Source organism: Antarctobacter sp. (genome assembly GCF_048262615.1).
GTDB lineage: Bacteria > Pseudomonadota > Alphaproteobacteria > Rhodobacterales > Rhodobacteraceae > Antarctobacter.
Genome location: NZ_JBLXFB010000009.1, coordinates 35,822 through 55,277 on the forward strand (window position 1 = coordinate 35,822; position 19,456 = coordinate 55,277).

At 60.9% G+C, this 19,456-nt stretch carries 13 protein-coding genes and 3 pseudogenes; 6 read left to right on the plus strand and 10 right to left on the minus strand.

Annotated elements, in window-relative coordinates; translation table 11 throughout:
- Positions 1 to 72: 72 nt before the first annotated feature.
- A complete protein-coding gene (locus tag ACN0S5_RS11775; RefSeq protein ID WP_417208465.1) occupies positions 73 to 264 on the minus strand; it encodes a hypothetical protein in 192 nt (63 codons plus the stop codon).
- Positions 265 to 620: 356 nt separating this feature from the next.
- On the opposite strand from ACN0S5_RS11775, the gene ACN0S5_RS11780 reads away from it, so the two are divergent.
- The 3 genes and pseudogenes from ACN0S5_RS11780 to ACN0S5_RS11790 form a co-directional block, all read left to right on the plus strand.
- Positions 621 to 1,436 carry a helix-turn-helix transcriptional regulator gene (locus ACN0S5_RS11780; RefSeq protein WP_417208467.1) on the plus strand — a complete coding sequence of 272 codons (816 nt, stop codon included), beginning with the start codon at positions 621 to 623 and terminating at the stop codon, positions 1,434 to 1,436.
- Positions 1,433 to 1,933, plus strand: coding sequence for an A24 family peptidase (locus tag ACN0S5_RS11785; RefSeq protein ID WP_417208469.1), 501 nt, complete (start codon positions 1,433 to 1,435; stop codon positions 1,931 to 1,933). Before ACN0S5_RS11780 ends, ACN0S5_RS11785 begins: the two co-directional genes overlap by 4 nt.
- A 47-nt stretch (positions 1,934 to 1,980) precedes the next feature.
- Positions 1,981 to 2,418: pseudogene (locus ACN0S5_RS11790) on the plus strand (transposase); the annotation flags it as partial.
- A 326-nt stretch (positions 2,419 to 2,744) separates the two neighbouring features.
- Here the strand turns inward: ACN0S5_RS11790 and hpaH are convergent.
- The 7 genes and pseudogenes from hpaH to ACN0S5_RS11825 form a co-directional block, all read right to left on the minus strand.
- Positions 2,745 to 3,527, minus strand: coding sequence for a 2-oxo-hept-4-ene-1,7-dioate hydratase (gene hpaH / locus ACN0S5_RS11795; RefSeq protein WP_417208471.1), 783 nt, complete (start codon positions 3,525 to 3,527; stop codon positions 2,745 to 2,747).
- Positions 3,528 to 3,534: 7 nt separating this feature from the next.
- A complete protein-coding gene (locus tag ACN0S5_RS11800; RefSeq protein WP_417208472.1) occupies positions 3,535 to 4,428 on the minus strand; it encodes a dioxygenase in 894 nt (297 codons plus the stop codon).
- A gap of 21 nt (positions 4,429 to 4,449) precedes the next feature.
- Complete coding sequence (aroQ, locus tag ACN0S5_RS11805) at positions 4,450 to 4,881, minus strand: type II 3-dehydroquinate dehydratase (RefSeq protein WP_417208473.1); 432 nt, start codon at positions 4,879 to 4,881, stop codon at positions 4,450 to 4,452.
- On the minus strand, positions 4,882 to 5,667 hold the full coding sequence (locus ACN0S5_RS11810) for a sugar phosphate isomerase/epimerase family protein (RefSeq protein ID WP_417208474.1): 786 nt from the start codon (positions 5,665 to 5,667) through the stop codon (positions 4,882 to 4,884).
- Complete coding sequence (locus tag ACN0S5_RS11815) at positions 5,667 to 6,362, minus strand: GntR family transcriptional regulator (protein WP_417208475.1); 696 nt, start codon at positions 6,360 to 6,362, stop codon at positions 5,667 to 5,669. The genes ACN0S5_RS11810 and ACN0S5_RS11815 overlap by 1 nt, the downstream gene beginning before the upstream one ends.
- 209 nt (positions 6,363 to 6,571) lie before the next feature.
- A pseudogene (locus ACN0S5_RS11820) lies at positions 6,572 to 6,764 on the minus strand (IS3 family transposase); the annotation flags it as partial.
- Positions 6,765 to 7,030: 266 nt separating this feature from the next.
- Positions 7,031 to 7,891, minus strand: coding sequence for a sulfotransferase family protein (locus ACN0S5_RS11825; protein ID WP_417208477.1), 861 nt, complete (start codon positions 7,889 to 7,891; stop codon positions 7,031 to 7,033).
- 513 nt (positions 7,892 to 8,404) lie between these two features.
- Here ACN0S5_RS11825 and ACN0S5_RS11830 point away from each other — a divergent pair.
- Together ACN0S5_RS11830 and ACN0S5_RS11835 are read left to right on the plus strand one after the other, a co-directional pair.
- On the plus strand, positions 8,405 to 9,697 hold the full coding sequence (locus tag ACN0S5_RS11830; RefSeq protein WP_417208479.1) for a choice-of-anchor Q domain-containing protein: 1,293 nt from the start codon (positions 8,405 to 8,407) through the stop codon (positions 9,695 to 9,697).
- Positions 9,694 to 11,334: a calcium-binding protein gene (locus ACN0S5_RS11835; RefSeq protein ID WP_417208481.1), complete on the plus strand. Its 1,641-nt coding sequence runs from the start codon at positions 9,694 to 9,696 to the stop codon at positions 11,332 to 11,334. The genes ACN0S5_RS11830 and ACN0S5_RS11835 overlap by 4 nt, the downstream gene beginning before the upstream one ends.
- A 125-nt stretch (positions 11,335 to 11,459) precedes the next feature.
- Here ACN0S5_RS11835 and ACN0S5_RS11840 read toward each other — a convergent pair.
- Both ACN0S5_RS11840 and ACN0S5_RS11845 read right to left on the minus strand, forming a co-directional pair.
- Positions 11,460 to 11,676: pseudogene (locus ACN0S5_RS11840) on the minus strand (transposase); the annotation flags it as partial.
- A 79-nt stretch (positions 11,677 to 11,755) separates the two neighbouring features.
- The gene (locus ACN0S5_RS11845) at positions 11,756 to 17,650 is read right to left on the minus strand and encodes a DUF3320 domain-containing protein (RefSeq protein ID WP_417208483.1); all 5,895 of its coding nucleotides are present in this window, start codon (positions 17,648 to 17,650) and stop codon (positions 11,756 to 11,758) included.
- A 1,305-nt stretch (positions 17,651 to 18,955) separates the two neighbouring features.
- Between ACN0S5_RS11845 and ACN0S5_RS11850 the strand changes: the two genes are divergently transcribed.
- Positions 18,956 to 19,444: an SLATT domain-containing protein gene (locus ACN0S5_RS11850; RefSeq protein ID WP_417208485.1), complete on the plus strand. Its 489-nt coding sequence runs from the start codon at positions 18,956 to 18,958 to the stop codon at positions 19,442 to 19,444.
- The last annotated feature ends 12 nt before the right edge of the window (positions 19,445 to 19,456 follow it).

The following is a 19,456-nucleotide window of genomic DNA, read 5'->3' on the forward strand; positions in this document are numbered from 1 at the left end:
GTTTTTCGTACGGGAGGGACCCAGATCTGCTTTTTTAACTTGGGGGTTGCGAGAGGACGCAACCGTCAAGCTTCAGTTGGTGGGCGCGTCGTCGAATGCAGCGTTCGCCGCAGCCACGTTGGTCGCGACGTTCCCGCCAAGGGTCGTGAAAGCGCCGACACCAACCGCAGCGGCCACTGCCAAAGCAATGCCATATTCGACGAGGGTCGCACCTTGTTCACAGCTTTGCAGGCGCTTGAAGAGTTTCTGGAACCGAGTTTTCATTTTACTAATCCTATACTTGCGGTTTGTTGACCTAGTGGGTTGATCGTGGGTAACCCAGAAGGGGGGCTGCCCGACACTGAAACAACATTAGCTAAATTTGTCTTCTCCTGCCTCATCCAGAAAGATGAGTGAGCAAGGACATTTCAGGACATTTCCAAGATGCGGTGGTCACTCTTGGGACCGTCACGCCACAATGAAGCCTTTTTTTTGGCATGCAGCCTTCGACGTGCCCAAAAAAGTTGACTTTGAGACTCATATTTGGATCGTCAGCGGGAAAGGGGAGACAAACCCTTCACCGATCGAAAGACCCCGACACATTGCCAAGCCAAGCCCCAAAGCTCAAGGATCGCAGTCAGTTGGTACCCTTTGCGGGCGCAAGCGAGCTCCATTTTCGTCTCGCCCGTGGTCTTGACCTGATCAATAACTGGAACGCCGGTCTTTATGGGCGCTACCCGCTGAGCGATGTCTTGTCGGTCATGCTCCGGCAGGTAGAGGCACGGAATGCCGTGCTGTACAGGTTTGGCAGCAACCGACTGGAAACCGTTGCGGCTGCACGTCATTCATTGGATCAGGCCAAGCCCAAGGTCAGTTCCGGCAACATGCTGAAGTATGTGCAGAAGTATCACGCGGCCAAGATCGAACCCGGCAGGATTTTTCGTTTGAGCGAGTTACAAACGGAACCGGATTTCTACCAGACGGCTACTCAGCGTGAATGGGCCGCTCAACACGATCTTGTTGAAAACCACCTGATCATCCTGAGTGCCTCTGAAGGTCAGTACGATGTCATCGAGATCGCTTATGCGCTCTTGCCCGAAGATTGTCCCGAGTTCCCGTTCTCATTGCTCTCGACTGCGTTGGCCAATGGTTGGGAAAATCGGGTCAGTGGTCTGGTCTCGCGACAGGTACGAAATTTTGGACGCGGCCGCAGTACGGGTCCTTTGCAAGAGACCGACATTCTGGGTCCCTACAACCCGGCCGGTCTCACCCGCGCAGAGCGGCGGATTTGTCAATTGCTGGTTGGCGGGGATACCGCCAAGGATATTGCCGATACGCTTAATCTTTCGGTGGCCACGATACGGACGCATCTGCACAACACCTACGCCAAGACGGGAGCGGACGGGCAAGTCCAACTGGTTGCCTTGATCGCCGCAGGCATGGGAAGGTCCGAGTGACCCTCTTGTTCGAGGTCTCGGTCGGATGGTTGGTCGTCCCTCTGCTACTGGCCGTGATTGCCTATGACATGCGTTTCATGCGCATTCCAAATTGGCTTGTAACCTTGTTTGTGATCGTCGCTGTCGTCAGCTTGGCGTTTTCCGTGACATGGGTCGAGTTGCTGCACCGGCTCTTTGCGGCGACGGCTGTGTTTCTTGTCAGCTTGCTGTTATTCGCCGCTCGACTGATGGGCGGTGGCGACGTCAAGCTGTTGACGGTTCTGACTCTGATGATCCCAGTCAGCGCGCTGTCGCTGTTCGGTGTGATTTTTTCGCTCAGCATTTTTGCCTCGGTGGCGACGCTCTACGTCATGCGAACCGTGAATTCAGGAGCACGGACGCGCTGGAAAGCAATCTCCGACAGGCGTGGATTTCCACTTGGCCTGGCTATCGGGATTGCCGGAATCGTGTTCGCGCTGTTCGGGCCGACGCTGGACCATTTCCTGAGCGGTCGATAGGCGACTGCAAGGAAATGTGCAGACTTTAAGGTTTTGACCATCACGGCGAGAAGAAGTGCGTGATGATCGACGCCACTTATCTGAAGGCCCGCCGAACGGCGTCCAGTCTGGGCGCCAAAAAGGGGGGGCGCGGACGTCCGCTCAACCTGTTCGACACGGCAGGACAAGTGAGCGATGACATCGATGCGCGCGCGCTGTGCAACAGCCTTCCGGATGTCGATTGGCTGCCTGGGGATCGCGGCTACCATGCCGACTGGTTCCGGTAAGTTCTGAAAAACAAGGGGATACGTGCGTGTATCCCAAGACGGAAGCAGCGGAAGGCGCCGGTGATGTATGACACGCGCCGATACAAACGCCGAAACCGGATCGAGATCATGTTCGGCAGGCTCAAGGACTGGCGGCGCGTTGACACACGCTACGACCGATGCCCAAAGGTCTTCCTCTCAGCCATCGTTCTCGCTTCTATCGTCATCTACTGGCTATGAGTCCTAGACCTAGAAACCGTCCCTTTGCCGGATTGTCCTTAGACCTGATGAATACGGGGATTGGGTGAGTTCTTTTTAGCGAATTGAAAGGGAAGTGTTTTCGGCGCGTACGACCTGAACGCTTCGATCGGAGACGCGTTCGGACAATGGAACCGGCACCGAACCTTCGCTGGTCGCCCGATGGAATGCCTGCACATCATCGACCGGCGACCCGTTGAAGGCGTGCGTCACTGTACAAGCGACAAGGGGCGCGCCCTCCTCCACCCCATACCACGGCACGGCCCGCGCAGGTTCGAGGCAGCCGGGGCGCGGCATGGCTCTGCCGGTCATGCGAAACTGACCCCAATGCCACCCAGCGGACCGTAATCAGCGTGGATCACGTCGCCAGACCGAATATCCACCGGTCGTGTGAACGACCCGCCCAGCACGATGTCCCCGGCCTTCAGCCCATCATCCAGCGCAGCGAGCTTGTCAACCAACCAGGCCAGTCCCGCCGCCGGGTGCCCCATGACCCCCGCCGACAGCCCGGTTTCTTCGATGCAACCGTTCCGGGACAGGGTCGCGCCGATCCGGCGCAGATCGACGTCAAAGGGACGAACCGGCCTTCCACCCAGCACGATCGCCCCATAGGCCGCATTGTCTGCGATGGTGTCGACAATCTGCCGTGGCACCATCGTGCGATAGTCGATGATTTCCAGCGCGGGCGTCACATACTCGGTTGCGCGCAGCACATCGTGCACCTGACAACCCGCCCCCTTCAGATCCTGCCCCATGACAAAGGCCAGTTCGGCTTCCAGCCGCGGTTTGATGAATGTGCCCGAAGCGATGCGCGCCCCGTCGCGAAACAGCGCGTCGTCCAGAATGACACCATAGTCCGGTTCGGTCATCTTTGACGCCTGCTGCATCGCGCGCGACGTCAGACCGATCTTGCGCCCGACGATCTTGGCCCCCGCCGCAATGCGCGCCTCGGCCCAGCGGCGCTGTACGTCATAGGCATCCTCCAGCGTCATGCCCGGCCATGTGGTCGAGGGCTGCACGCAGACCTCGCGGGTCTGTTCGGCCTTCAGGATGGCGTCGGCGGCGGCTTGTCTGTCTGTGTCACTCAGCATGGTCGGCTCACTTGATCGGAGGGATGGGAAGGCGGCTTTCGCCCGGTTCCAGAACGAGCCTATGGTCCAGCGTGAACCACTGCCCCACGTCGCCGTCCTCTGGATGCGGGCCGTCGTGAGCGACCAGATCGGCGACCAGTGCGCGGGTGACGCCGAACTGCACGTCGCTGTGCAGGGTGTCGGTGTCGTCGACATATATCTGGGAAATCAATGTCTTCAGCCCCGGTTTATGCGCCAGAACATGTACATGCGCCGGTCGGTAGGGATGGCGCTCCTGCGCCGTCAGCAGCTGGCCGACCGTCGTTGTCGTCGGGATCGGGTAGCCGATGGGGCGCACGGATTTGAACCGGACGATGCCATCCTCACCAGTCAGAAACTTGCCACGCAGATTGAATTCCGCCTGATCCTCGTCCTGATTTTCATACAGCCCCACCGGAGAGGCGTGCCAGATATCGACCTCCAGCCCGGCGATGGGGGCGCCAGCCTTGTCGACAAACCGAAAAGTCCCGTACAGCCGTGGCCCCGGCGTCTCAGACCGCAGGATGGAGCCGCCGTTTTCCGTCATCGGGTGGTTCAACCGCCAGAACGGACCAAGCAGCGACTGCGTCGTCTCCGTCGTGCCGCCCTCGCCATTGTTCATCAGACAGACCAGAGACGACACCCCGAGCGACCCGGCCATCAGCACGAATTCATTGTGTTTGTCGTTGGACTGCTGCCCCATGGTGTTCAACAGACGGGTGGCCTGCTGGAACTCTGCCTCGGTCAGGCCGACATCGCGGACAAACCCGTGCAGATGGCTGATGAGGCTGGTCATGATCTCGCGCAGGCGCGGATCGGTGGTCTGAGCCATCACTTGCTGAACGGCGGGCGTGACCTCTTCCAGATTGGCGATGATGGGCATGGGTTCCTCCCCTTAGCGGCGTCAGGCGGTCAACTGACAGATGCGGCGGACGGCTGCGGCGTAGCCTTCGAGGCCAAGCCCCGCGATCACCCCGTCGGCGCGGAGCGACACATAGGAATGGTGCCGAAAGGCTTCGCGCTTGTGGACCTGGCTGATGTGGACCTCGATCACCGGCGGCTCGAACGTATTGAGCGCATCGAGGATGGCAACGGATGTATGGGTCAGGGCACCGGGATTGATCACGATGCCGCACACCGTCTTGCGGGCCTCATGGATCAGGTCGATCAGTGCGCCTTCGTGGTTGGATTGCTCCATCCGCGTGGTGAACCCTTCGGCGCAGGCGGCCCGGCACAGGCGGGCCACGTCGTCCAGCGTTTCGTGCCCGTAGATATGCGGTTGGCGTTTGCCCAGCAGGTTCAGGTTGGGGCCGTTCAGGATCAGGATCGTCTTCATCTACAGGTTTTCCAGCAGCGTTTTGGTTGCGGCATATATGGCGCGGGCGCGTGTCAGATCGTCCCGGCGGTCCTGCGCATTGGGCAGTTCGACCGAGATCACGGTGCCGTCCGGCACCGCGCGCAGGGTCTCGCGCAGGGGCAGACCTCCGTCACCGGGCAACAGCCGCCCGCCGCGTGCCTCGGCGATCAGGCCCTCGGTGGTTTCGGGTGTTGCCGCCGGGGCGTCACAGACCTGTGCAGAGCGTACGACTCCGGCGGACATCGCGACGATTTCCTCGGGCGTGCCGCCGCAACGGTGGTGATGCAGGGTGTCGACAAGATAACCGGCATTGGGCGCACCCGAGGCGGCGATCAGCGACAGGCAGGCGGCGGGCGTGTTCACCCCGCGCCAGCGCATCGGTTCGATATCGACCCCAAGCCCGCGTTCGGCGGCCAGCGCGCAGAGATGGGCAAACCGTTCGGTCAGCCCCGGAAACAGGTCAGCGCAGCAGTTCACCCGCTGCCCGCCCAACGCCGCCGCCGCATCCAGCGCCGGACCCAGCATGTCGGGATCAAGACCCGCGTCGATCACCACGGTTTCGATATCATACAGCGCGATGCCCTCGCCCGCCATGACGCGGGCCAGATCCGCCTGCCCCGCCGGCGAGGGCAGCCAATGCGGCAGTCCGGGCGCCACCGGATGAAACCGCATCCCGACAAAGCCGAACCCCGCCTGCCGCGCCAACCTGACAAGGTCGGCGGGTGGCAGGTGCAGGCAGGTGAAATGGCCAAGCCCGATCTGCATCAGTCGACCTCCGGCAGGGTTGCGACGATCAGGCTGCGCAGGTTGCTGGTCGACCGGGTGATGTGATCCGTCAGCAGCGCGGCCGCCTCGTCACTGCGGCGGTCGATCGCGGCATTGGCGATGGCCGTGTGTTCGTCGATCACGTCGCGCTGGATCGCCGTCGCCTTTAGGTAGATATGGCGGTAACGGTCGTTCAGCGCCACCAACTGGTGATGCATCTTCATCAACAGCGGCATGTCACACCGCGAGATCAGCGTTTCGTGAAACGTATTGTTGGCCGCCTCCCACTGGGCCAGGCTGTCGGGATCGCCCGGCACCCGCAACGTGCGGTTCAGCCGATGCAGAGCGCCCATGACCGCCGCTTCCCACTCCAACCCGCCATTGGCGATGGCACGCCGCAGGGCGTAGGGTTCAAGTTCGACCCGCAAGGCCGCAACCTCGTCAAGATTGGCCACCGAGATCGGCGTAATAAAGTAGCCCCTCATCGACTCGGAGTCGACCAGCCCCGTGGCCACCAGCCGGTTCATGGCCTCACGCAGCGGCGTCAGGCCGACATTCATGCTGTCGCGTAGACGGTCGAGGTTCACCTTGTCCCCCGGTGCCAGCCTGCCGTGCAGGATGTCATGGCGCAGACGCGCCTCGATATCCTCGGCGCGGGTGCGTTTTGCGGGGCCGATGGGTTTGGGCAGGGCCATTGCACATCCTTTTTGCGGGGCCATCGTAGGGCAGCATCTGAACCCATGTAAATGAACAAAATGTGTGATGCTATAAATAATCGATTATTACGGCCAGCCATGATAGTCCATGTTCCTCGGCGATCATCGAGATGGACCGACCAAGAGACGCGGCGAGACTGCATCGGCGGCCCCCAACACCTTGAATTGCATGACCGCAACCCTTCGGTCTGCCGCTCAAGGTCGCTGGACAGAAAGCAGTTTTCCAGCAGGTCGCGGTTCTTCATGGTGGGATGCCAACGCTCGATCTTGCCCTGAGTCTGCGGCTGGTGCGGCGCCCCTTGCCCGTGTTTCACCCCCATGTCGTCCAGAAACTCCGCCAGATCTCCGGCGATGCAGGACGTTGTCGCTGAGAAGGCGAGGCAGGAGAGCTATTGCTGGCGCGTGATGGCGTTGCGGCAACGGCCTGTGTCATGGTGCCATCCTTGGCCCGGCAGACAATTGCAAAACAATCTGCCGGAAAGGGCGGTGACGGTGCCGTTGAACGGGTCCGGCAGCCCTATGGCCCGGCTCGGAATGCCGTTCAGCGCATGACGACTGTTGCCGCGATCCCGGTGGCCAATATTACCGGGCCGACAGCGGAGAACGTCGTGCTGCGAAGGGTTTGGTTTCTTGACCCGCGCACATAGTCACTCGGCGATGCCCTTGGTTCCTGCTCCGAAGGATGCAGTCGCCAACTTGTCCGGGGAAATATCCTCACCGGGGGTCGAAACGATCCTGAAGGCGCGGGAATCCGGCAGGTTGCGCCAGAAAGTCAGGCTCTCGTATTTCCGGAACAGGTCGGGGGGAAGGATCGTCTGGCGCGGCCGGGAGGCGATCGCAGGATGAACGCGATGCAGCCCTTCCAGGCCGAGCCCCACATCGAATTCGGCGACGTCGTATTTGACGTTCGTGAAATCATGCTCAAAGGGCGCTTCGCCAATGAAATCATAGATCAGCTTGAAGACTTCCGCAGGTCGAATGACCAGAAGGTCATAGTCGACGATCACCAGACGGTCTGCAAACTCCGAGTAACAGGCTTCCTTGAGAGCATACCAGGGATAGCCGACCAGTCGATTTGCCCCGGCAAGGGACTCCACGCGCGTATAGACCGTCGCGCGCTCGGCCGGCGAATTGAAAAGCCGTGTGTGTTCGAAGGCATTCTTGCGGAATTGCCGTTCCAGTGAGTCCATGATCCAGGAAACGTCGCGCACAAGGCAGATGACCCTGGCATCCGGAAAAACCTGCATCAGAGCGGGCAGCGAAGCCGTCCAGGATCGGTTGGTATCGAAGACCACCTCTTCTTGCCGGTCCGCGTAATAGCTGTCGAACAATCCACGCAGAAGGCGCGCGCGTTGTGCCTCGGTCACGGTGGAACTGAGTTCGCTCCCGGCGGAGACCTGCGAGATCATGCCATCGAAGAGGCCCGCGATGCGACTTGACATGCCGGCGTGAAAGCTCGGGTTCTGCCGGAGCAGAGCGGCGGTGAGCGTCGATCCGGACCGTGGCAACCCGGAAATGAAATCTGCGCGGGCTCATGTGGCGGCCTTTCTTGGTAGGGACAGGCGTGTAACGCAATCATGCGCAAGAGGAGGGAAAACGCCACACCCGCGACGCTCAAGGCCGCGCTTCTCCGTATCGCGACGGCTTCGCGCAAAGCCATGGCCCGGCACTTGTTCCGCAGATGGGCCGATGAGGCGATTCACGTGATCGTCGCGCGCCAAAAAGTTGCGTTAACTTTATCTTTGTCATTCCGCGCTTTTGGCAAATACAGACGACACTCAGCCTGTGTGTCAGTCGAGACGTGAGTTCCCAGTTTTTTAGCACTTTGAATTCCTCCGGGGGCGTTGGCATGGCTGTCTTTACGGTCACCAATCTGAACGACAGCGGTTCTGGGAGCCTCAGGGACGCCGTCGCGCAGGCCGAAGCGCTGGCGGGACCGGACCGGATCGTGTTCCAGAGCGGGTTGTCAGGCACGCTGCGCTTGACCAGCGGACGCCTGACGATCACGTCGGAACTGGCCATTGACGGCGATTGGCGATGTGACTCTCGTGCAATCACTGGTGACCGGCAACGCCGTCTCGGGGCGCTCGTCCGGCGATTCGGTCGGCGGCGGCCTGTTGGTGGGGTCGAAACCAGCCGAAACGGCTGCCTCCGAGCAAGCATCAACCGCTGAAGCCGGCGAACCCGTCCCGCTATCGCCAATGGCCGAGTCTTCACACTCTGTCACGACGGTGACCTCTACTACGGCCCTAAACATCGGCGCGGGTATCTTGAACAACGCCCGCGCCCTGCTTTCCGTCGCCTTACCTGCCATCGACGGCTCACTGACCCTTCTCCAGTCGACAGTGTCGGACAATACCGTGCGCGGTATCAATGCCTTCGGCGGCGGAATCGCATTGGCCGATGCGTCGGCGCGCATCGTCTGCTCGACCATCTCCGGCAACCTTGTGGACGCGGTCGAGGTTGGCGGCGGGGGTGGGGTCTTTGGCTCGGCGGATTTCATCAACGCCACGCTGCATGGCAACAGCGCGACCGGCAATGACTTCGCGTTTGCGGGGGCCGCCTTGTTGACCGGCACATCGCGCATACTGCACAGCACGATCACCGGAAACGCAGCACCGGACAGCGAAGCCATCTACGTCCAGTCCGGCGCGAACACGCACATCGGCAATACGATCCTGCTGGGCAACGGCGGCGCCGGTGACATTGCGGCAACCGGGCCAGCGGACATCTTCAACCTGGGTGGCAACGTCCTGTCCACGGGGGCGGCGGCGCGGATCGGCATGACGAACAACGTCATCGGAGCCACACCGGAGAGCGTTTTCAACCGCCTCGCCCTGATGAACGTGGCGGGCGAACAGGTGCTGACCGGGGAACTGGCGGACAACGGCGGCGCGGTCCGGACGATTGCCTTGCACACCATGGGCCTCGCACGGGATGCCGGCCTGAGCCTGTCGATCGCGGATATTCTCGACCTCGATGGCGACAACGACCGGACAGAGAACCTGCCCTTCGACGCTCGGGGCGAAGAGCGCGCGCTCTCGATTTTCACCGGGCTGGCGGGGCTGGCCGATGCAGGGGCCTTCGAGGCGCAGCACCCGCTCGTACGGTTCGAGGGTGCGCTGCTTGATGGGACCGAGACAATTGTCCTGCCTGCGACTGCAACCAGTGGAACCTCGGTCTTCGACGTTGCCGCCACCGACGTCGCCGAGGCGGCGAAGATGCAAACATCGTTTACAGCATCACGGGCGGCAATCCGAATGTCGATGGTGACGGCACCCCGGCCTTCTCGATTGATCCCGCCAGCGGCGTGATCCGGCTGGCAGATTCTGATGACCTGCAACCCGATGTTCTGGCCGGAACGGTCGACCTGGAGATCACCGCCCAAGGGGGCGGAACCATCCGCACAGCGACGGTTTCCATCCTTCTGGACGGCCCGCTGTGGCTGTCGGTGCTGGGCACGCCGCCGTTCATTTCGTTCCTTGGACGTTTCAACAACCTCCAGGCCGCCTTCGACGCCGCGCCCGGCGGCGGTTTGATACCCGGCGGAGGTACGGTCAGGGTAGACCAGTCTCTCTCCAGCCCCGCGACCGCCTTGGCCACGGTCACTTCGGACAATCTGCTGTTCAACGTGGCGGCCACGACGGACAGCAGTTTCAATCTTGCGCTCTCTGCCGGCGTTCAGAACCTCACGCACATCGGCAGCGGCCGGGTGACGATCAACGGCAATGCCGAGGATAACACTCTGGTCGGCGGTTCTCTGGCCTCGATCCTCTACGGCCGGGGTGGCAACGATACACTGGTTGGCCGGGAGGGTGACGATGTCCTGATCGGCGGGACCGGAGCCGACGACATGCGCGGTGGTCCGGACGACGATTTCTATGGCGTGGATGACCTTGGCGATATCGTGACCGAACGCGCCGACGAAGGGGTCGACACGGTTTCGACCGCGCTCGACGACTTCCACCTGCCGGACCATGTCGAGGTCCTGGTCCTTGCGACCGGTGTCCAGCGCGCCTTTGGCAACGCTCTGAACAACCAGATCTATATGCACTTCGGTGGCACCGAGGGCCAGATCCTTGACGGTGGCGCGGGGCAAGACACCATGCAGGGCGGTTTCGGGGACGATGTCTACATCGTGGACAACGCGCTCGACACGGTTATCGAAGGCGTCGGAGGGGGCGACGACGAGGTCCGGGCTTCGGTGACCTTCGATCTTCAGGCAGAGGCAGCGGGCGTCGAACGCCTGACCCTGACGGGCACCGCGCGCATCGACGGCCAAGGCACCGGCGAAGCAAATGTCATGCAAGGCAACGGCGGGGCAAACCGGCTCGAAGGGCGCGATGGCAGCGATAGTCTCTTCGGCGGCGGAGGTGACGACACTCTCGACGGTGGTACGGGCAACGACCGGCTGCGCGGCGATGGCGGCGATGGCGGCGACGACACCCTGATCGGTGGGACGGGCAATGACAGGCTTATAGGTCAAGGCGGCAACGACGTGCTTTCCGGAGGTGAAGGGGATGACACCCTCGACGGTGGTTCTGGCGGGGACGATCTGGCAGGAGGCGACGGCAGTGACGTCTTGCGCGGCGGAGATGGCGAAGATGATCTGTCGGGCGGCACCGGGCTGGACTTTCTGACCGGGGGCGTCGACGCAGACTGCTTTAAGTTCGCTTCGATTGGGGACGCGGGACTCGGCGCAGATCGTGACCAGATCCTCGACTTCGAAAAAGGTCTCGACCTTATTGATCTGTCTGAAGTGGCAGCAGGGACTTTGGACTTCCGGGGCACGGGTGCGTTCGCTCCCTCGGGCAATGCCGAACTTCGGCTATTGGAGACCCCGACTGGTTCAACGATTGTGCAGATCGATGTGGACGGGAACGGCACTGTGGATGCCGAAATCCGAGTTGCGAACGTTGCGGGGCTGACTGCGGGCGACTTCATTTTATGACAGTCCGTGCCCGCAAGGTAAAACTCGACTTATTTATTGGAAGCAATGACTTCCGGACTTTAAAAGGTGAGGCAGCAGGCCCATCCCCTTTCAGGAGCGGCATCAAAACGCGACACGTCCAGTTTGCGCCGGAACTGGTGATAGAGGCTCGACCATTTGCCGAACCCCTCGGGTAAATCGCGCCACCGGGCCCCGGTTCGGGCGATCCAGAAAACGCCACCACGGACAAGGCGGCGGTTTGAACGGTTTGCGCCCGTTCATGGCCCGGACCGCCAAGATGATCCGCTCAAAGAGCGCCCATTCCCAGTCCGACATCAGGTCTCGGGCCAAGCTGGTCCTCATTGCAGATACCAGCTTGGCTCACGCCGAACGACGGCTGCGAATTTATTGCAACTGTTCCGGCAAGAAATGAAACCGAAGGTTAATTTGCCCGCGGGGCGTCAGAACCCAAATTCAAGGCAGTTTCTTTTCGCCACTCTATGCAGGTTTCAAGATAGCCTCGGCTTTCAGCCGTCAAGCGAGTGATGCCCGCCAAGCGCGCCAGATCACGCGCCGGATCGTCGCTAATATCGAGCATCTTTGCATTGGCGTCGAATAGCCAGGCTATTTCAGCTCTGGAGATGTCACGGATACTGCGCCTCAGTTCAGGCTGGAACGGGACACGGTCTGTATCGCTGCCCTTGCTCCGTGCGAAATCGACGCCTTCTTCCTGATGGATATCGATGCGGGCCAAGGCCGCACACACCTGTTCGACGATACGGCGACCAGTGCGTTGCCACCCGTGTTGTTGGGCAACGCGCCGCGAAAGGAGCGTCACCGGAAGTGGCCCTTCGGTTCTGACGATCTCCTCAATCAAGCGCTCAAGACGCGGGATGTAGGAAGGCTCGTAGAATTGCTCCGGGTCGGGGATAAGGTCGTCCGATTGTGTGATGGCGACTACGTCTGTTTCATCGTGTTCCGGTGCCATCACTCCCGCAACAAGAGGCTCCTTGCGATGTTCGGGCTCAGGCATGCCTGGGTTGGGCAGCGGCGCCATTTCCGCCGTCTCCGTAGTCTTAACGGCTGCAAGACCCTGTTCGTCGGGTTGGGATTCAGTGGCAGGCAAAGCCTGTTCTGACGATGTGGTTCGCGCGGCGTCCTCTTCCGCACGCCTGTCCCTATCTGTTTGCAGTTGCGTCGTCAGCGCCTCGTGGATGCGCTCCACGACGGATTTGGGGTTCTTGAACCAATCGGTCGACCAGATACGCAAAATCGTCCAGCCGAGGTTTTCCAGAACGGCTTGCCGGACCTTGTCCCGGTCTCGTGCCGTGGCAGAGCCGTGATACGTCGCCCCGTCGCATTCGATCCCTGCGAGGTAGACGCCCGCATGATCCGGATGCACAACCCCCAAGTCGATACGGAAGCCGGAGACGCCGATTTGGGGTCGTAGCTCCCAACCTTTTGCCTCTATGGCCGCCTTGATCGCGGCCTCAAATTCATTTTCCACAGGGCCAAGCGAGCCATCGTCTTGCGAGGGCAGTGCAATCGGCCCGCGCGCCGCGAAATCGAGAAAGCCTTTTAGGTGTTTGACACCAACCGCCTTCGTGCGGGTTAGATCAATCTGATCCGCGCGGATCGAGGCGAAGATGTGCAGCTCTTGCCGGGCACGTGTGATCGCTACGTTCAGGCGCTTTTCCCCACCATCGCTGTTGAGCGCGCCGAAGGCCATGGACAGCTTGCCCGCGTGATCCGGACCGAATGTGATCGAGAACAGCATGACATCGCGCTCGTCGCCCTGAATATTCTCAAGGTTTTTGACGATGACGGGCTCTTCGCGGTCATCCTCGAAAAACCATTCCAGTTCGGGGTTCTGACGGCGTTCTTCGTCCAGCAGGTCGAGAATAAGCCCCTGTTGCTCACCATTAAAAGTGATGACACCGAGGGTCAGACGCTCCTCTTCGGGCAAGGTCAGCCATTCCGTCAGGCGCCGCACGACCATGCGGGCGATTGCGCGGGCCTCGTCCTCGTTGGTACGGCCCATGCCGCGTGCGTATGTTCCGTTGACCTGGTGCAATTGCACGGCCTGCGACTCCGTGGTCGGCGACGGGAAGGTCACCAGCCTGCCGCCATAGTAGTGCCAGTTGGAGAACGCGATGAGGGTTTCGTCTCGGCTACGGTAGTGCCAGTCGAGTTGCTGGGTCGGAATGCCCGCAGCGGCGGCCTCGTCCAGGATCGAGGCAAGGTCCTTTTCGCTTTCCGGCAGGTCCTCTTCGGTGTCCTCGGTGCGGCCAAAGAAGTTGGTCGGCGGCAGCTGCTTGGGGTCGCCGACGATGATGGCCTGCCGTCCACGCGCAATCGCCCCGATCGCGTCCCAGGTCGTGATCTGAGACGCCTCGTCAAAGATAACCACGTCAAAGGCGGCTTGCCCGGCAGGCAGGTACTGCGCGACGGAGAGAGGCGACATCAATACGCATGGCGCTAGTTTGGTGAAGGTATCCGGCATCTCTGAGATCAGCGTTCGGATCGGCATGCTGGGGCGTTGCAGGCCGAGCTGGTGGCGCAGGGTCCCCAGCCCGGACTTGCGGGCCACGCCATCGCGAGCGGGCAGCCCGTGCCGAATACGGTGCAGAACTTGCTCTGCTGCCATCTCGGTGGCGCGATCGTCCAGCGCGCGGAACTTCCTGATCGCATCATCGTGTGACCAATGGGAAAACCCCCGCAGCACGGGTTCTGCGTCCATGGCCTGTGGCAACCACCACTGCGCGTAGGCTGTGGTGAACGCCTTGTCAGCCGGGCCAGACAAAGTGTGGGCTTCAATTGCTTCGACCAGAGAAGTCAATCCAGCTCCGCAAGCTTGATTGCGCACGCTGATCCAACGCGTCCAGTCCTCCAGACTCTCGCGGTTCTGCAACGTCTGGTCAAGAAGAAGGATGAGATCAGCAAGCGCGTGCCGTGTCGGGTCAGTGCCTGCGGTGTCCCGGAAGGCATCCGCCTGCTCTGCCCAGCTTTGATGAAGCGCCCGGAAATGATCAAGTGCAGACCGCAGGTGGCCCGTGTCGCGGCGGGCCAGTGCGATCTTGGCCTGTGTCCATCGAGTGTGATCCGAGACCCGTGATGCAATCGGGTCGATCATCGCGCGGAACTGCTGCGCCTCGGTGATGAACTCTGTCAATCGGGTAGCGTCGGTTGCAGCCTTGTCAAATGCGGGGCAGCCGGACAGGGCGATGGCGTCGATTTCCTCGTTTGTCCGCCGCAAGGCATCAAGGCCAGCAATGTCCGTTGCCGGATCAGCCTTGCCCTCTGTGGCATAGGTCTGAAGCAGCTTGCGCACGGCGGACTTGGCAAAGAATGAAAAGGGCCAGAACTTTGACTGGGCGCGCCGCCAGTCCGCATCCATCTGGTCAAGTGGCATCGCACCCAACCGATCCAAAGGATAACGTGCCGACAGCGCCCCGGCCGTGTTCCGATGCGCGTCCAGCATCGGGCCAAGCCGCTCGTTCTCCTGCACAGCCTTCGACAGGTCCACCTCCAGGCCCCAACTCATATCGGGCCCGTCGGCTGGCCATCCGGCAAGCGCCACCAGTTCTGCAAGCCGGTGCCGGGTCAGCGCATCTTCGGTCAAGCCGCAATGCGCGGCCAGAGCGGCGGCGCCCTCTGCGAGGTCGCGGGTGACTGCGCGCAAATCCTCAGCCCGCTGCAACAATTTCTCCTGCCAGCCAAAGGACCATTCGTCGGCCCCGACCAACGGCAGAGCGGGACGATCCCGGACGATTTCGTGACACCGCCCGACCGCCTCGGCGAGGCTGCGCAAATGCGCATAGCTCTCAGCGTCGTGGGTATCCTTGTTGTCGAAGAACAGGCGAAAGGGCACATCGGCGCGAGCCGCATAGCCCACGGCGTCGTACACGCTGAACCCTTGCCTTCCCCTGCGGTGCAGCGCGGCCACGTATTCGTTGAGCTGGGTACGCGTGATCGACAGGTCGTCGGTTACGCGTATCCAATCGGCTTCGGACACCTCGCCCTGCCGGTCCCAACTGCGCCCGAGCTGGTCGAGCACGGACTTTCTGTCCGCCTTGTTGGAATGCAGTTCCAGAACTGCGTCGCTTAGTCCGTGGGCCGATAGGCGGCGATGCACAACGTCCAGCGCAGCGGATTTCTCGGCCACGAAAAGCACAGTTTTGCCCACCGCAAGGCACTGGGAAATGATATTGGCGATTGTCTGGCTCTTGCCCGTACCCGGCGGGCCGATCAGCACAAAGTCATGCCCGTCCTGCGCGGCAAGCACTGCCGACAACTGCGACGAATCCGCGGGCAATGGCGTGAATAGATCCCGTGGCGCCACCCGTCGATCCACATCCGTGGCAGTGGGCAGCGCAGCCGCCCCTTCGGCAAGGAACGGCTCGGTCGGATTGTCGACGAGGTGCTTGACCAATGCGCTGTTGCGCAGGCTGTCCGTCCGGTCGACCAGATCCTTCCACATCAGGAACTTGGCAAAAGAGAACGTGGACATGGCCAGTTCTTCCACCACCTCGAAACCGGCCACATCGCGCACCTTGCGCCGCATGATCTCGAAAATCAAAGGCAGGTCGTAGCCACTATCGTCGCGCGGCAATTCGCCTTCGAGTTCGGGGATGTTCAGGTCGAAGTCACGCTTGAGGAATTCGAGCAGGGTCGCGTTCATGCGGACATCATCCTCGTGATGCTCAAGGATGAATTCGGATTGGGCCGAGCGGCGCGCAATCTTGATCGGAATCAGCAGCAAAGGTGCGCGGTAGCTGCGCGTATCGGTCTCGGTCTTTTTCCAGCGGAGGAAACCTGCCGCGAGGAACAGCGTGTTGGTGCCGCCTTCCTGCATATCACTCTTGGCTTTGCGATACAGCGCGAGGAGGCGGTTGTTCATGTCTTTGCCGGTCAGCGGAACCGCCACTTGCCCCTTGGCAAAGGCATCGCGCGCGACCTCTTCGAGCAGCTTCGGCTCTTCCTGATTGAGCAGGTCACGCTGTCCGACCGGGTCTTCGTCCTTGAGTGCAAGGGTCTTGAATCTCTTGCCGTCGGCCAATTGGTCTTCGAGGTCCGATACATCGGGACAAAAGAACGGCAGCGTTTGCTTGGAGTCGCGGAAGTTGAGGAGACGGTTGCGCAGAGAGAGGTCGAGCAACTTGCGTTGCCAGCGGGCAATCCGGTCCTGCGGCGTCGCCGGTTCTTCATCCACCAGATCGCCCGGCAGGAAATCGAAGGCCAGCGGCTTTGGCAGGGCCGGCGGCGCAGCCTCGATCTGCTCCGCGTCTTGGGTTGTTTCGGTATTGTGGGAGGCCAGAGGCCGAACGCGCGCGACACGGGCCCGGCGAATATCAACCGCCATCTGGAACAGGTGTTCATTGCGCTCAGCGGTCAGGTCCCGCCCCGCGCTGACTGCCTGTTCAAAGCCGATGGTCGGCCGCTTTGTCATAAGCGTGGTTTCCATGCTGACGAATTCACGGGCGTCGATGGCCTTGCGCACCGTCATTACGTCAGGCTCTGTGACCTGACCAAAATCGCGTTCCGTGAGCCAGACCCCCGTCCAGGCGTGACCTTCTGAAAACAAGACCACGGGGTTCATCCCCGCAGCCTCGAAACAGGCTGCCAGCAGCAGAGCACTGTCCAAACAGGTCGCCAACCCTTCGGACTTGATCCGCGCAGGGTTGCGCACCTTTTGGCCGCGGGTCTCAAAAGAGGCTGGCGGATAAGCATAGGTCAACCCCAGCGCTGTTGTCGCGGACCAGATCGCTCCCGCCAGCATCCACGCACGTCCGGGGTCTTTCGATTGGTAGCCGTCGAGCGCGCCACTGTGCCCGCCACGCTCCAGCAACCGACCGGCGTCTTTGAGGATCGCTGCGACCACGGCATCGTTGGGCGAGACATAAGCGGCCAACAGATGAGCCATATCTCCGATCCCGCCCCACTCATCGCGGGCCAGCATTTCGATCCGGCGGTCTTCGCGAAACCGCTCAGTGCCATCAGTGGACACCGTCAAGGTCAACAGGCCGAATTCCGCCTCGTTCAACCCGGCCAGAAGCGTGTCGTTCAATGGTGTTTCGAGGTCAGTCAGGCTCCGTTCATCGCCGGGGCCGAGCCGATCCATCGTCCAGGTTTTCGGCCTGATGACGGAGGGGTTGCTCTCGATGGCAATGGAAAGATTTTCCAGCGGCGTTTCCGTTGGATTTCGCAGAGTAATCTTGCGAAGAATCGAAACGCCGTTCTGGGCAGAGGAGAAATTGACCTTATCCGCCGTCGAAAAGCTGACTTCAAGATTTTGACTTTCAATAACTGGTTCTTGCGGATCAATGAATTCGGTCATTTTCTGCCTACTGATAACATAGGTCGATGCTGCACACGCGCACCAGTGTGTCAATCCGTACTGAACAAATGCGTCACAAAGCTCGGATTTGGGCCAATGGAATAACGCCCTGCACGTCGTCCACCGACACGTTTATTATATCCCGAAATAAGGCGGGTCCGCGACAACCGGGAACGGCTTTGTGGCGCACACGTTGAGCGTTCCAAGCGCCTTACGCACCCCTTTGAGCTGCCGGGCGTGGGCGTATCAGTCAAACGTGGCGGCCCGTCTGGTAGGCTTCAGCGCATAGGACTGCTGGCTTCGCAGCGCGGCTCCCTCGCCAGTCGACCAGCCCCAAACGCCCCTTCTCGTAGAGCCGCGCGACCGTGGGACCGGCGACTTTCTTCCCGATCGCCGTCATGACCACGGCCTCACGCTTGAGCCGGACCAGATACCGCTTCAGTGGATCGATTTCCCGGTGAGATACGACATGATGCTGCGCGCGACGAGAAGGCCCATGGCAAGACGGCCGCGCTGAAACCACCGCCCGACTTTCAAGGCGAAGGCTGCCGTGGCTGCGATCAAGGGTGAAAACACGGGCCACGCTGGCGCAGGAATTTGACCCGTACCCGAACCAGATCCTGCGGTGGCGGGCCCGGTTTCTCGGAGGTGAAAGGGGTGTGTTCGGCGAAACCCCGAAGGGCGCGTCCGAAAGATCAGGATCAGCATGGACGGCGAGGACGCGTGGCGCGACACCACCTTTGTTGACCGCTTGCGGCGAAAACTGCGCGTCTACACCCGCTCTGGGATCGGTCGATACATCAGGATTCAACAACAATCGGCGCGCCCATTCATCGCTTGACGGCAGAGCGCCGGATCACGCAGACGTCGCCCCGTTGCTGGCAAACATGGCGGCAGCCTAACCGAGGCGGAAAACCACTCAGGAAAAGCCCGCAAACTGGTCCGACGAATCGGGCCACACCTCCCGTAACACGCTGAAATCCTTTGGATACAGTCAAGAAATATCGGGTTGACCGATGCCGGCAACGAATATCCAGGTGAGCAGCGTATTTGCTGAGCGTCGCTTTGAACTGCCCCGAAAACGTCCCCGAAAACTGCCTCATGCGGGGCGCTGCCTTGATGCCTTTCTCGGGGTACCACCCCTGCCCGTTCAGGCTGCGGCAGGACTTGAGCTGCGTGATCCCTGTGAACCGGGTTTGACAATGTGATCGCACCTCGACGCTTTGATTTTTTGAAAAATTGGATATCGTGCCCGTGCGGGAAATATTACCTGTGTGGCAAAAATTGTTTTTTGGGGGATGTAATTTGGAGAATCCTGAACTGGATCAAACGGGTGTCAATCTGGAAATTTCCCGATTGGCGGCCATGCTCTCGCGCAATCAACGCAGTCAGTATGCCTCTTGTGAATCGTTAGAATTCAAGCATTTCGCCACCGGGATACTGATGATCCTTGCTTCAAGCGTGGCGACGGTCTTTTTCGGGCTCAAATGGCCGAGTTTTGAAACCGTCTCACCACTTGCGTCACTTGTCGCGCTGGCGGCGGGATCATTGCAGACCTTTTCGAAGTTCGAACATCGTGCGCGGGATCACAAACAGGCGGCGGTCGAATTTGGGATTTTACACCGCGCTGCACGGGCCCGTCTCACGGGTGCATATTCCGAAGCCGAAAACCGGGAATTTCTGGAATCCCTTCTGTCGGACTATGCAGATGTGTCAAATTCTGCACCGTTGACTTGGTACAGCAAGCGGAGAGCACAGGAACGGTTACGTTCCGAGCAGGCCCCCGACTCCTGAAATCCGTTGTCA

Excerpts from the sequence above, each read along its gene's own strand:
- ACN0S5_RS11775 (WP_417208465.1), bottom strand. The coding sequence starts at position 264 with ATGAAAACTCGGTTCCAGAAACTCTTCAAGCGCCTGCAAAGCTGTGAA.
- hpaH (WP_417208471.1), bottom strand. The coding sequence starts at position 3,527 with ATGCTGAGTGACACAGACAGACAAGCCGCCGCCGACGCCATCCTGAAG.
- ACN0S5_RS11800 (WP_417208472.1), bottom strand. The coding sequence starts at position 4,428 with ATGCCCATCATCGCCAATCTGGAAGAGGTCACGCCCGCCGTTCAGCAA.
- aroQ (WP_417208473.1), bottom strand. The coding sequence starts at position 4,881 with ATGAAGACGATCCTGATCCTGAACGGCCCCAACCTGAACCTGCTGGGC.
- ACN0S5_RS11810 (WP_417208474.1), bottom strand. The coding sequence starts at position 5,667 with ATGCAGATCGGGCTTGGCCATTTCACCTGCCTGCACCTGCCACCCGCC.
- ACN0S5_RS11815 (WP_417208475.1), bottom strand. The coding sequence starts at position 6,362 with ATGGCCCTGCCCAAACCCATCGGCCCCGCAAAACGCACCCGCGCCGAG.
- ACN0S5_RS11845 (WP_417208483.1), bottom strand. The coding sequence starts at position 17,650 with ATGACCGAATTCATTGATCCGCAAGAACCAGTTATTGAAAGTCAAAAT.